Raw genomic sequence first — 12,729 nt, 5'->3', positions numbered from 1 at the left:
AAACCCAATTTCCGCAACGGCACCGGAGTGGCGATGCAGCACGGCAAGTACCGGTTCATCGTGGGCTTCCTCGCGCTGCCCCTGGGACTGTACGCGCTCTTCGTGGTCTGGCCGTTCATCCAGTCCATCTACTACTCGTTCACGGACTGGACCGGCCTGAGCCCCGAATTCAAGATGGTCGGTTTCGACAACTACAGCCGGCTGCTCGACGACGAGATCTTCTGGAAGTCGTTGCAGCACAGCCTGCTGTTCGCCCTCCTGCTGCCGGTGGTGACGATCGGCCTCGCGCTGTTCTTCGCCTTCATGATCAACGTGGGCGGCAGAAAGAGGAAGAACGGCCCGGTCGTCTCCGGCGTCCGCGGCTCCTCCTTCTACAAAATCGTCTACTTCTTCCCGCAGGTCCTCTCGATCGCCATCGTCGCGCTGCTGTTCGCGTTCGCGTACAACCCGGACAGCGGCGCGATCAACTCGGTCCTGCGCGGCATCGGACTCGGCGACGTCCAGCCCCTGTGGCTCGGCGACCCCGACCTGGCGCTGTGGGCCGTGATGGCGGTCCTCGTCTGGTCCACGGTCGGCTTCTTCGTGGTCCTCTTCTCCGCCGGCATGGCGTCCATCCCGGCGGAGATGTACGAGGCGGCGCTGCTGGACGGCGCGAGCCGCTTCACCACGTTCTTCCGCATCACCCTGCCCCTGCTCTGGGACACCGTGCAGTCGGGCTGGGTCTACATGGGCATCCTCGCCCTGGGCGCCGAGTCGTTCGCGGTCGTGCAGATCATGACGACCGGGCCGGGCGGTCCCGACTACTCGACCACCGTCATGGTCCTGTACGTGTACCAGAAGGCGTTCCGTGACGGGCAGGCCGCCTACGCCACCACCATCGGTGTCGCCCTGCTCGTCGTCACGCTGGCCTTCGCCGCCGTGGTGATGCGGCTGGGCCGTCGCGAGCGGCTGGAGTACTGATGAAGACGACACAGACCCCCGCGCCCGTGCCGGCCGAGTCCGGTGCGCCCGTCACCAAGGTCGACGCCCCGCCGGGCCCGCGCCCGAAGGAGAAGAAGGAAGGCACGGTCCTCAACGCCTTCTCCCACGGCATCCTCGTCATCTGGGCGGTCATGGTGGTCATGCCGCTGCTGTGGGCGGTCATGACGTCCTTCAAGGACGACCGCTCGATCTTCTCCTCCCCCTGGTCGCTGCCGGACACGCTGCACTTCGACAACTGGTCGCGGGCGTGGACCGAGGCCAACATGAGCGACTACTTCCTCAACACGGTCCTCGTGGTCGGCGGTTCCCTCATCGGCACGCTCGTCCTCGGCTCCATGGCGGCCTACGTCCTGGCCCGTTTCGACTTCCCGGGCAACCGCTTCATCTACTACCTGTTCATCGGCGGCATGAGCTTCCCGATCATGCTGGCGCTGGTCCCGCTGTTCTACGTCGTGAACAACATGGGCCTGCTGAACACCATCCACGGCCTGATCCTCGTCTACATCGCCTACTCGCTGCCTTTCACGGTCTTCTTCCTGACGGCGTTCTTCCGCACCCTGCCGACCTCGATCGCCGAGGCGGCCTTCGTAGACGGCGCCTCCCACAGCCGTACGTTCTTCCAGATCATGCTCCCCATGGCCAAGCCGGGCCTGGTCAGCGTCGGCATCTTCAACTTCCTGGGCCAGTGGAACCAGTACATGCTCCCCACGGTCCTGAACACCGACCCCGACAAGCGCGTCCTCACCCAGGGCCTCGTGCAGCTGGCGGTCAGCCAGGGCTACAAGGGCGACTGGTCGGGTCTCTTCGCGGGCCTGGTGATGGCCATGCTCCCGGTCCTGGCGGCGTACATCATCTTCCAGCGACAGGTGGTGCAGGGCTTGACGGCGGGGGCGCTGAAGTAACCACTGCCGGCGGCTGCCCGGGGCGGGGTGGGTCCGCAGCCCGGCGGAGCGGGGTGCCGCTGCGCCCTCCCGTGCCGCCTGGGGGCACCTCCCAGGCCCTTGAGGCACTGGGGGAGGCACGACTGCCCGCAGCTAGGGCAACCACGACGCGCCCGCGCCCGCCGACGCACGGAAGGGGACGTGTCGGGGGGTGTCCGCCCGCAGCGGTCGGCGCGTCAACGGAGAGTCAGTCGGCGTCCGACCCCATCGCGCCGTTCCGAGGACGGACACCCCCCGGCGCGGCCCCGACCCACCACCACCGCGAAGGCGCAAGCGGGCACCCGTAGCCCTGCGCGACCACACGCGCACACCGAGGAATCAGCTCAACCTCTTGACGGGAGGCAACCCGAACGGCTCAGCTTAGAGTTCACTAGTTGGACATGGACGGGGTCTCATCGAAGCGGCCCCGCGCGCAGGAGGTCGTCGTGGAGACTCCGGGGTCGCAGTCGTCGCTGCACCGAGCCAACCTGGAGCGGGTCGTACGAGCCGTGCGCCTGGCGGGCTCCCTCACCCAGGCCGAGATCGCGCGGACGACGGGCCTGTCCGCCGCGACGGTGTCCAACATCGTCCGGGAGTTGAAGGAAGGCGGCACCGTCGAGGTCACACCCACCTCGGCGGGCGGCCGCAGGGCCCGCAGCGTGTCCCTCAGCGGGGACGCCGGTATCGTCATAGGGGTCGACTTCGGCCACACCCACCTCCGCGTCGCCATCGGCAACCTCGCCCACCAGGTCCTGGCCGAGGAGTCCGAGCCCCTCGACGTCGACGCCTCGTCGACCCAGGGCTTCGACCGGGCGGAACAGCTGGTCAGCCGGCTGATCGAGGCCACCGGAGTCGACCGGTCCAAGATCGCCGGCGTCGGCCTCGGCGTGCCCGGCCCCATCGACGTCGAGTCCGGCACCCTCGGCTCGACCGCCATCCTCCCCGGCTGGACGGGCACCAAGCCCGCCGAGGAGCTGCGCGAGCGGCTCGGCGTACCCGTGCACGTGGACAACGACGCCAACCTCGGCGCCCTCGGCGAGATGGTCTGGGGCAGCGGCCGCGGCGTGCGCGACCTGGCGTACATCAAGGTCGCCAGCGGTGTCGGCGCGGGCCTGGTGATCAACGGCAAGATCTACCGCGGCCCGGGCGGTACCGCAGGAGAAATCGGACATATTACACTCGACGAATCCGGCCCCGTCTGCCGCTGCGGAAACCGCGGCTGCCTGGAGACCTTCGCGGCCGCGCGCTACGTGCTCCCGCTCCTCCAGTCCAGCCACGGCACCGACCTGACGATGGAAGGCGTCGTACGGCTCGCGCGGGACGGAGACCCGGGCTGCCGTCGGGTGATCGCCGACGTCGGCCGCCACATCGGCAGTGGAGTCGCCAATCTCTGCAACCTGCTGAACCCGAGCCGGGTGGTCCTCGGCGGTGATCTCGCCGAGGCCGGTGAGCTGGTGCTCGGGCCGATCCGGGAGTCCGTGGGCCGCTACGCCATCCCCAGTGCGGCACGCCAGCTGTCCGTTCTCCCCGGGGCACTCGGCGGCCGTGCGGAGGTGCTCGGAGCGCTCGCACTGGCCCTCAGCGAGATGGGCGATTCAACACTTTTGGACGGGACCGCCGTCGGGGCCCTGCAGGCGGCGACCCCTGCCTTCACTTAGAGAACGGATGGCACCGTTGCCATCTCGTTAAGGATTTACTTCTTGACGTCGCACGTGTGGCCGAGTTGACTTCCAGCCACCTCGGCCGCAATGTCGCGGCCTCGTCAGGGAGGTTTCTGAAGTGAACACGCGTATGCGTCGCGCCGCTGTTGCGATTGCCGCCGGTGCGATGGCCGTTTCGCTTGCTGCCTGTGGCAGCGCCAAGGAGTCCGGCGACAACGCCGACTCCACGGGGTCCGCCAAGAAGGGCGACGCCATCAAGGTCGGCCTGCTCCTTCCGGAGAACGCGACCGCTCGTTACGAGAAGTTCGACCGGCCGCTGATCCAGAAGAAGGTCAAGGAACTCACCAACGGCAAGGGCGAGGTCGTCTACGCCAACGCCAAGCAGGACGCCAGCACGCAGAACCAGCAGGTCGACACGATGGTGACCAACAAGGTCGACGTGCTGATCGTGGACGCGGTGGACTCCAAGGCCATCGCCGGCTCGGTGAAGAAGGCCAAGGACGCCGGCATCCCCGTCGTCGCCTACGACCGCCTGGCCGAGGGCCCGATCGACGCCTACACCTCGTTCGACAACGAGACCGTCGGCAAGACCCAGGGCGAGGCCCTGCTGAAGGCCCTGGGCTCCAAGGCCAAGGACGGCCAGATCGTCATGATGAACGGGTCGTCCACCGACCCGAACGCCGCCCAGTTCAAGAAGGGCGCGCACTCCGTCCTCGACGGCAAGGTGAAGATCGGCCGCGAGTACGACACCAAGGAGTGGAAGCCGGAGAACGCCAACGCCAACATGGAGGGCGCCATCTCCGCCCTCGGCAAGGACAAGATCGTCGGCGTCTACTCCGCCAACGACGGCATGGCGGGCGGCATCATCACCGCCCTGAAGGCCGCCGGCATCGCCGACATCCCGGTCACCGGCCAGGACGCCGAACTCTCCGGCGTGCAGCGCATCGTCACCGGTGAGCAGTACATGAGCGTCTACAAGCCCTACCCGCAGGAGGCGGACGTCGCGGCCGAGATGGCCGTCGCCCTCGCCCAGGGCAAGTCGCTCGACTCGATCGCCAAGGACAAGGTCGACAGCCCGACCACCAAGGCCATCCCCTCCGTCCTGGTCCCGGTCGTCTCGCTGACCAAGGACAACATCAACGACACCGTCATCAAGGACGGCATCTACACCGTGAGCGAGATCTGCAGCGGCAAGTACAAGGCCGCCTGCGACAAGATCGGTCTCAAGTAAGCAGCCACCAAGTCCCCGGAGGGGCACGGGAGTCCGGACCGGGCTCCCGTTACCCCCGTACGGGACCCGCTGCCCCGAGTTCCTCCGGCGCCCCGCCACATCAGCCCCGCAAGCTCTGCGGGGCGCCGGAGTGATCACTCCTCCCACACTTCTGCACAACCTCCCGCCGGGTCAGGCGGCGAAGGAGATGGTTCACGTGTCCGCTACGCCCGTGCTGGCGTTGCGCGGGGTCTCCAAGCGGTTCGGTGCCGTACAGGCGCTCACCGACGTAGAGCTTGAGGTCCACGCCGGTGAGGTGGTCGCCCTGGTCGGCGACAACGGCGCCGGAAAGTCCACGCTGGTCAAGACGATCGCCGGCGTGCACCCCATCGATGAGGGCGTCATCGAATGGGACGGCAGGTCCGTCCAGATCAACAAGCCGCACGACGCCCAGCATCTGGGCATCGCGACCGTCTACCAGGACCTCGCGCTGTGCGACAACATCGACGTCGTCGGCAACCTCTACCTGGGCCGGGAGATCCGCAAGCGCGGTGTCCTGGACGAGGTGGAGATGGAGCGCCGCTCCCGCGAGCTCCTCGACACGCTGTCGATCCGCATCCCCAGCGTGCGCATCCCGATCGCCTCGCTGTCCGGCGGCCAGCGCCAGACCGTGGCCATCGCCCGGTCCATGCTCGGCGAGCCCAAGCTGGTCATCCTCGACGAGCCCACCGCCGCCCTCGGCGTCGAGCAGACCGCGCAGGTCCTCGACCTGGTCGAGCGGCTGCGCGAGCGCGGCCACGCCGTGATCCTCATCAGCCACAACATGGCCGATGTGAAGGCCGTCGCGGACAAGGTCGCCGTGCTGCGCCTCGGGCGCAACAACGGCGTCTTCGAGGTCAAGTCGACCTCGCAGGAAGAGATCATCTCCGCCATCACCGGCGCCACCGACAACGCCGTGACCCGCCGTGCGGCGCGCACGAACGGGGAGGTTTCCAAGTGAGCATCGACAAGACCTCCGCGGCCACGGGAGCCCCCGAGGACCACGTCGTGGAGAACCCCGAGGCGGCCAAGGCCGCCGTCACGGTCGTCGACCCCCGGCTGCTGGTGCGCGAGCAGGGTCTCGCCGGCTACGTCACCGAGTTCAAGCGGAAGATGAAGTCCGGTGACCTGGGCTCCATCCCGGTCGTCATCGGTCTGGCGATCATCTGGCTCATCTTCACGAGCCTGAACTCCAACTTCCTCACCGCGGGCAACCTGTCCGACATGTCCGTTGCCATGGTCGGCACGGGCATGATCGCCGTCGGTATCGTGTTCGTGCTGCTGCTGGGCGAGATCGACCTGTCGGTCGGCTCGGTCAGCGGTGTGGCGGGCGCGAGCTTCGCCGTGCTGAACGTCACCAACGGCATGAACGAGTGGCTCGCCTTCGTGCTGGCCATCGTCACCGGCACCGTCGCCGGCGCGCTGCACGGCTTCTTCTTCGCGAAGATCGGCGTCCCGGCGTTCGCCGTCACCCTGGCCGGACTGCTGTTCTGGAACGGCTTCATGCTCCAGATCCTGGGTGACAACGGCACGATCAACCTCGACCCGGACGGGGTCGTGGCCCAGCTGACCAGTTACTACTTCTCGGACGTGGCCGCCGCGTACGGCCTGGCCGCCGTGGTGACCGCCGGGTTCTTCCTCAGCTCCTTCCTCGGCAACCGGCGCCGTGAGGCCGCCGGGGTGCCGTCGCGGCCGCTGAGCGAGACCATCGTGCGGACGGTGCTGCTGGCGGTCGTCGCGTTCGCCGTCGCCATCGTCTTCAACCAGTACAAGGGCCTGCCGCTGGCCGTGGTGATCTTCATCGTGGTGCTGCTGGTCACGGACTTCGTACTGCGGCGCACGGCGTACGGGCGGAAGGTGTTCGCACTCGGCGGCAGCGTCGAGGCGTCGCGCCGGGCCGGTATCAACGTGGAGATGGTCCGGATCTCGGTCTTCGCGATCTCCGGGACGTTCGCGGCGGTCGGCGGTCTGTTCATCGCGTCGAAGATCGCCGCGGCGAACCAGGGCGCCGGTGGAGGTGACCTGCTGATGAACGCGATCGCGGCCGCGGTGATCGGCGGTACGTCGCTGTTCGGCGGCCGTGGACGGACGTGGAACGCGCTGCTCGGTGTGCTGGTGATCGTGTCGATCCAGTACGGGCTCGCTCTGGAGGGCATCGCCTCTCCGGTGCAGTACATGATCACGGGTGGTGTGCTGTTGGCCACGGTCGTGATCGACGCGGTGACGCGCAAGACGCAGAAGACCGCGGGGCGCGCGTAGCTCCGAGGAACATGACTGTGCCCGGCACCGCCAGGTGCCGGGCACAGTCATGTCGTAGGTGTGGCACAACTTGGGTACAGCCGAACGCGTGACGTACGACGCATGGCCTCGGCGCCGCCCGCGAAGGCGGAACATTAGACTCGACAAGCCCGGCAACAGCTCTACTGCAAGGAGGCACGGGTGCCGCTGCTGACCCGTATCAGGGGACCGCGCGATCTGGACCGGCTCAGCCTGGAAGAGCTGAACCAGCTGGCGGAGGAGATCCGGACCTTCCTTGTCGAAGCGGTCTCCAAGACCGGCGGTCACCTCGGCCCCAACCTCGGCGTGGTGGAGCTCACCATCGCCCTGCACCGGGTCTTCGAATCGCCCAAGGACAAGGTGCTCTGGGACACCGGCCACCAGTCCTACGTGCACAAGCTGCTCACCGGCCGTCAGGACTTCTCGAAGCTGAAGATGAAGGGCGGCCTGTCCGGCTACCCCTCGCAGGCCGAGTCCGAGCACGACATCATCGAGAACTCGCACGCCTCGACGGTCCTCGGCTGGGCCGACGGCATCGCCAAGGCCAACGAGCTCCTCGAGCGCGACAGCCACGTCGTCGCCGTGATCGGTGACGGCGCGCTGACCGGCGGCATGGCCTGGGAGGCGCTGAACAACATCGCCGACGCCAAGGACCGGCCCCTCGTCATCGTCGTCAACGACAACGAGCGGTCCTACGCGCCGACGATCGGCGGTCTCGCCAACCACCTCGCGACGCTGCGCACGACGGACGGCTACGAGCGGTTCCTCGCCCGCACCAAGGAGGTTCTGGAGCGCACCCCCGTCGTCGGCCGGCCGCTCTACGACACCCTGCACAGCGCCAAGAAGGGCCTGAAGGACTTCATCGCCCCGCAGGGCATGTTCGAGGACCTCGGCCTGAAGTACGTCGGCCCGATCGACGGGCACGACCTGGAGGCCCTTGAATCCGCCCTCGCGCGGGCCAAGCGGTTCGGCGGCCCCGTCATCGTGCACTGCCTCACCGAGAAGGGCCGCGGCTACCAGCCCGCCCTCCAGGACGAGGCCGACCGCTTCCACGCCGTCGGCAAGATCCACCCCGACACGGGCCTGCCGATCGCCTCCTCCGGCGCCGACTGGACCTCCGTGTTCGGCGAGGAGATGGTCAAGCTCGGCGAGGAGCGCGAGGACATCGTCGCCATCACCGCCGCCATGCTCCAGCCGGTGGGCCTGGACAAGTTCGCCAAGCGCTTCCCCGAGCGGGTCTACGACGTCGGCATCGCCGAGCAGCACGGCGCCGTGTCCGCCGCGGGCCTGGCGACGGGCGGGGTGCACCCGGTGTTCGCGGTGTACGCGACCTTCCTCAACCGCGCCTTCGACCAGGTGCTGATGGACGTGGCCCTGCACAAGTGCGGGGTGACCTTCGTCCTGGACCGGGCCGGTGTCACCGGCACCGACGGGGCGTCCCACAACGGCATGTGGGACATGTCGATCCTCCAGGTCGTGCCGGGGCTGCGGTTGGCCGCGCCGCGTGACGCCGACCAGGTCCGCGCCCAGTTGCGGGAGGCCGTGGCCGTCGACGACGCGCCGACCGTGGTCCGCTTCTCCAAGGGCGCCGTCGGTCCCGCCGTCCCCGCCGTGGGCCGCGTCGGCGGCATGGACGTGCTGCGCGAGCCCGGCACCGACCGGCCCGATGTGCTGCTGGTCTCCGTCGGTGCCCTCGCGCCGATGTGCCTGGAGATCGCCGGGCTGCTCGACAGGCAGGGCATCTCCGCCACCGTCGTCGACCCGCGCTGGGTCAAACCCGTCGACGAGGCCATGGCCCCGCTCGCGGAGCGGCACCGCGTGGTCGTCACCGTCGAGGACAACAGCCGGGTCGGTGGTGTCGGTTCGGCGATCGCGCAGGCGCTGCGGGACGCGGGCGTCGACGTGCCGCTGCGCGACTTCGGCATCCCGCCGCGCTTCCTCGACCACGCCTCGCGCGCCGAGGTCATGGCCGAGATCGGCCTCACCGCGCCGGACATCGCCCGCCAGGTGACCGGGCTGGTCGCCAGGCTGGACGGCCGGTACGAACGCTCCGCGGCCGACGCCGTCGACTCCGTGGAACCCGCGCGCGACTGACGCCGCCGAATGGGCCGGTTCCGCCACCGTGAAGGGTGGTGGAACCGGCCCATTGGCGTGAATGCGTCCGTGCCGGGGCATACGGATGGTGCCCCCTCTCGATCATGTCGAGGACGACAAGCGTGGGAGGTACCCCGTGAGCAGCACCCTCTTCCGGACGAAGAAGGTCGAGCAGTCCATCCTCGACACCGAGGAGCCAGAGCACGCGCTCAAGAAGTCCTTGTCCGCGCTGGATCTGACCGTCTTCGGCGTCGGCGTGATCATCGGCACTGGCATCTTCGTCCTCACCGGAACAGTCGCGAAGAACAACGCCGGGCCCGCGACGGCCCTGGCGTTCGTCGCGGCCGGCGTCGCGTGCGCGCTGGCCGCGCTCTGTTACGCCGAGTTCGCGTCGACGGTCCCGGTCGCCGGGTCCGCCTACACGTTCTCGTACGCCTCCCTCGGTGAGCTGCCCGCCTGGATCATCGGCTGGGACCTGGTGCTGGAGTTCGCGCTCGGTACGGCGGTGGTGGCCGTCGGCTGGTCGGGCTACATCCAGTCGCTCATGGACAACGCGGGCTGGGAGATGCCCGCGGCCCTGGGCAGCAGAGAGGGTGCCGACGTCTTCGGCTTCGACATCCTCGCCGCCGCGCTCGTCCTCGTCCTCACCTTCATCCTCGTACTCGGCATGAAGCTGTCCGCGCGGATCACGTCGCTCGTCGTCGCCATCAAGGTGACGGTCGTCCTCGTCGTGATCATCGCGGGGGCGTTCCTCATCAAGGGTGAGAACTACGACCCGTTCATCCCGAAGGAGAAGCCGGTGGAGGCCGGGTCGAGTCTCGACTCCCCGCTGATCCAGCTCATGTTCGGCTGGGCGCCCTCCAACTTCGGCGTGATGGGCATCTTCACCGCCGCCTCCGTCGTGTTCTTCGCCTTCATCGGCTTCGACGTCGTGGCCACGGCGGCGGAGGAGACCCGGAATCCGCAGCGCGACATGCCGCGCGGCATTCTCGGCTCGCTGCTCATCTGCACGGCCCTGTACGTCGCCGTGTCGATCGTCGTGACCGGCATGCAGCACTACAGCCGGCTGTCCGTCGACGCGCCGCTCGCCGACGCGTTCAAGGCCACCGGGCATCCCTGGTACGCGGGGTTCATCAGCTTCGGCGCCGCGGTCGGTCTGACGACGGTGTGCATGATCCTCTTGCTCGGTCAGACCCGCGTGTTCTTCGCGATGAGCCGTGACGGGCTGCTGCCGCGGTTCTTCTCGCACGTCCACCCGCGGTTCAGGACCCCGCACCGGCCGACCATCCTGCTCGGCGTGATCATCGCGATCCTGGCCGGCTTCACTCCGCTGACGGAGCTCGCCGCGCTGGTGAACATCGGCACGCTGTTCGCCTTCGTGGTCGTCGCCATCGGTGTGCTCGTCCTCCGCAGGACCCGCCCCGACCTGCACCGGGCGTTCCGCACGCCGTGGGTGCCGGTCATCCCGATCCTGTCGGTGTGCGCCTCACTGTGGCTGATGATCAACCTGCCGGCGGAGACGTGGGTGCGGTTCGGCATCTGGATGGCCGCCGGGTTCGTCGTGTACTTCCTCTACGGCCGCACACACAGCCGCCTCGCGAGGGGAGAGGCAACCAAGCCGGAGGAGGCGCTCTAGCGCGCCCCCTGCGCCTGACGCCGGGTGGTGGGTCGGGGCCGCGCCGGGGGGTGCGGGCGCGTCGTGGTTGCCCTAGCTGCGGGCAGTCGTGCCTCCCCCAGTGCCTTTAGGGCCTGGAGGTGCCCCCAGGCGGCACGGGTGGGCGCAGCGGCACCCCGCTCCGCCGGGTTGCGGGTCCGCCCGACCCGGGCAGCCGCTGCAGCACCGGGTTGAGCGTCCCCCCGCCCCTACGGCCGTACCGACCTTGGCCCCGCCACCTCCGCCCCCAGCTCCCCGACCCGCCTCCGCAGCTCCCGGTCCGCCGTGATCACCAGTACGGAACGGTCACCGGCCGACGCGACCACCTCCACGATGTGGTCGTCCCCACTGCCCGGCGCCGACTCCACCCGCACCCCCGCCACGGACTCCACCCGGCGCGCCGCCCCCTCCACCACGAGCACGATCTCCACCGCCCCGGCGGCAGCCACCCCCGGCACCCCGTCCGACGCCAACCGGTCCCGCAACCGCTCCGCCGCCCCCTTCCGGTCCCGCCACCAACCGTCCGGCACCGACCCGACGACATTCGCGGCGTCGACGACGACAAGCAGGGGAGCGTTGCTGTTCATGTGGTCAGGGTCGCACGGCGGATCCCGGCCGGGCAGGGGGCGGGCGGGTCGTCAACGCGTCCCGTCCGCGTAAGGTGAACCGGTGAACGGCGACTGGCTCATCCGCGGCCGCGACGGCCGCCTCACCGTCTACCTGCCCTCCGGCGACGCCGTCCTGTGCCGTGCGGAACGCGGCCCCGCCGGCTCCTGGGACGCCCCCCGAACCGTCGGCGGCACCCAGAAGCTGCACCCGGGCGTCGCGGTCGGCCAGGGTGCCGACGGCTACGCCCATCTGGCCGCCTGGCGGCCCACCGTGCCGGGCGAGTCGGGCCTCGTGCACTCCACGCACTTCCGGCCCCGGCTCGCGCCCCTGGACTGGGTTCCGATCGGGCATCCCGACAAGAAGGGCGACCGGACGGGCGAGCCGGCCGTCGCCGTCGACGCCCAGGGGCGTGGCTATGTCTTCGTCCGTAACAAGGGCGGCGGAGTGAGCCTGCGCAACCAGAAGGAGAAGGGCGGCTGGGGGCCCTGGCAGGACCTCGAGGGGCATGACGTGGAGGGGGAGTTGGCCGCCGTCACGGGGGAGTCGGGGCTGGTCGAGGTGTATGCGAGTGCGGGCGGCGGGATTCTGCACTGGCGGCAGGAGGAGCCGGGCCGGACCCCGGTGCGGGGAGAGGGGGCCGACGTGCCCGCGCGTCCGGGGACCCTCCGGGCGATCGCCACGTCCGCCGAGCACACCACCCTCTTCTTCACGGACGTCTCCGGCGACCTGTGCGCCTGGCGCCCGGGGGAGAAGCCGGTGACGCTCATCGCCTCCGCGGGGCCGGGTCCCGTGTCCGCCGTGCGCTGTGAGATCGAGGGGCACGACGTCACCGTGCTCGCCCAGCGGTCCTCCAGTGGCCGGGTCGCGTTCGCCGCCTATCCGACCGAACAGGAGTCCGCCGGGGCCTGGTGGACCGAGTCCGGACCCCAGCTGCCTGCCGACGCCGCCGTGTCGCTGGCGCTCGACGAGCACGACGAGGTCGTCGCGGCCTCCCTCTCGCCGTCGACCGGGAAGCTGTTCCTCACCCGCCGCAAGGACGAGCCGGGGCTCGCGCTTGAGGCCTGGCGGGAGATCTGACACCCCGTTCCTTCTGAGGCTCCCGTCGCTCCGGACACTCGAAGTGTGACAAGGGTTGTAGGGATGTGTGCGTGACGAGACGCACCTCGGGTGAACATGGTCATAAAGTGAAGGTTTTGTTAGCCTCCTCGCACTGTTCGATTTGCTGGGGGGCCGGTTGCCGCTGCGTCTGGCCGGGGCCGCGGCAACGGGGTTGGGGAATGATGT

10 protein-coding genes are annotated in these 12,729 nt (G+C 69.1%); 9 read left to right on the top strand and 1 reads right to left on the bottom strand.

The genetic code is table 11. The features are described from left to right. Positions 1-33 precede the first annotated feature (33 nt). The 8 genes from MQE23_RS11380 to MQE23_RS11345 all read left to right on the top strand — a co-directional run bounded on the left by MQE23_RS11380 (position 34) and on the right by MQE23_RS11345 (position 10,818). Positions 34-960 (top strand): sugar ABC transporter permease, encoded by a 927-nt coding sequence (locus MQE23_RS11380; RefSeq protein WP_037670256.1) that lies wholly within the window; start codon positions 34-36, stop codon positions 958-960. After that, positions 960-1,883: a carbohydrate ABC transporter permease gene (locus MQE23_RS11375; RefSeq protein ID WP_020273749.1), complete on the top strand. Its 924-nt coding sequence runs from the start codon at positions 960-962 to the stop codon at positions 1,881-1,883. Before MQE23_RS11380 ends, MQE23_RS11375 begins: the two co-directional genes overlap by 1 nt. A 464-nt stretch (positions 1,884-2,347) precedes the next feature. Continuing rightward, a complete protein-coding gene (locus MQE23_RS11370) occupies positions 2,348-3,559 on the top strand; it encodes an ROK family transcriptional regulator (RefSeq protein WP_037670264.1) in 1,212 nt (403 codons plus the stop codon). A gap of 133 nt (positions 3,560-3,692) precedes the next feature. Continuing rightward, positions 3,693-4,793 (top strand): sugar ABC transporter substrate-binding protein, encoded by a 1,101-nt coding sequence (locus tag MQE23_RS11365; RefSeq protein ID WP_037670258.1) that lies wholly within the window; start codon positions 3,693-3,695, stop codon positions 4,791-4,793. 187 nt (positions 4,794-4,980) lie between these two features. Next, the gene (locus MQE23_RS11360) at positions 4,981-5,772 is read left to right on the top strand and encodes an ATP-binding cassette domain-containing protein (RefSeq protein ID WP_037670408.1); all 792 of its coding nucleotides are present in this window, start codon (positions 4,981-4,983) and stop codon (positions 5,770-5,772) included. Beyond that, the gene (locus MQE23_RS11355) at positions 5,769-7,070 is read left to right on the top strand and encodes a xylose ABC transporter permease (RefSeq protein ID WP_020273957.1); all 1,302 of its coding nucleotides are present in this window, start codon (positions 5,769-5,771) and stop codon (positions 7,068-7,070) included. Before MQE23_RS11360 ends, MQE23_RS11355 begins: the two co-directional genes overlap by 4 nt. Positions 7,071-7,250: 180 nt before the next feature. Then, positions 7,251-9,182 (top strand): 1-deoxy-D-xylulose-5-phosphate synthase, encoded by a 1,932-nt coding sequence (gene dxs / locus MQE23_RS11350; protein WP_243379077.1) that lies wholly within the window; start codon positions 7,251-7,253, stop codon positions 9,180-9,182. Between the two features lie 136 nt (positions 9,183-9,318). Then, positions 9,319-10,818, top strand: a complete 1,500-nt coding sequence (locus MQE23_RS11345; protein WP_037670406.1) for an amino acid permease — start codon at positions 9,319-9,321, stop codon at positions 10,816-10,818. Positions 10,819-11,045: 227 nt separating this feature from the next. On the opposite strand, the gene MQE23_RS11340 is transcribed toward MQE23_RS11345, so the two are convergent. After that, the gene (locus MQE23_RS11340) at positions 11,046-11,423 is read right to left on the bottom strand and encodes a hypothetical protein (protein ID WP_020273954.1); all 378 of its coding nucleotides are present in this window, start codon (positions 11,421-11,423) and stop codon (positions 11,046-11,048) included. 82 nt (positions 11,424-11,505) lie between these two features. On the opposite strand from MQE23_RS11340, the gene MQE23_RS11335 reads away from it, so the two are divergent. Beyond that, positions 11,506-12,522 carry a hypothetical protein gene (locus MQE23_RS11335; RefSeq protein ID WP_020273953.1) on the top strand — a complete coding sequence of 339 codons (1,017 nt, stop codon included), beginning with the start codon at positions 11,506-11,508 and terminating at the stop codon, positions 12,520-12,522. The last annotated feature ends 207 nt before the right edge of the window (positions 12,523-12,729 follow it).

Source organism: Streptomyces sp. HP-A2021 (assembly GCF_022807935.1).
Lineage (GTDB): Bacteria > Actinomycetota > Actinomycetes > Streptomycetales > Streptomycetaceae > Streptomyces > Streptomyces afghaniensis.
This window is presented reverse-complemented; position numbering and strand designations above follow the sequence as displayed.

Excerpts from the sequence above, each read along its gene's own strand:
- MQE23_RS11380 (WP_037670256.1), top strand. The coding sequence starts at position 34 with ATGCAGCACGGCAAGTACCGGTTCATCGTGGGCTTCCTCGCGCTGCCC.
- MQE23_RS11375 (WP_020273749.1), top strand. The coding sequence starts at position 960 with ATGAAGACGACACAGACCCCCGCGCCCGTGCCGGCCGAGTCCGGTGCG.
- MQE23_RS11365 (WP_037670258.1), top strand. The coding sequence starts at position 3,693 with ATGCGTCGCGCCGCTGTTGCGATTGCCGCCGGTGCGATGGCCGTTTCG.
- MQE23_RS11360 (WP_037670408.1), top strand. The coding sequence starts at position 4,981 with ATGGTTCACGTGTCCGCTACGCCCGTGCTGGCGTTGCGCGGGGTCTCC.
- MQE23_RS11340 (WP_020273954.1), bottom strand. The coding sequence starts at position 11,423 with ATGAACAGCAACGCTCCCCTGCTTGTCGTCGTCGACGCCGCGAATGTC.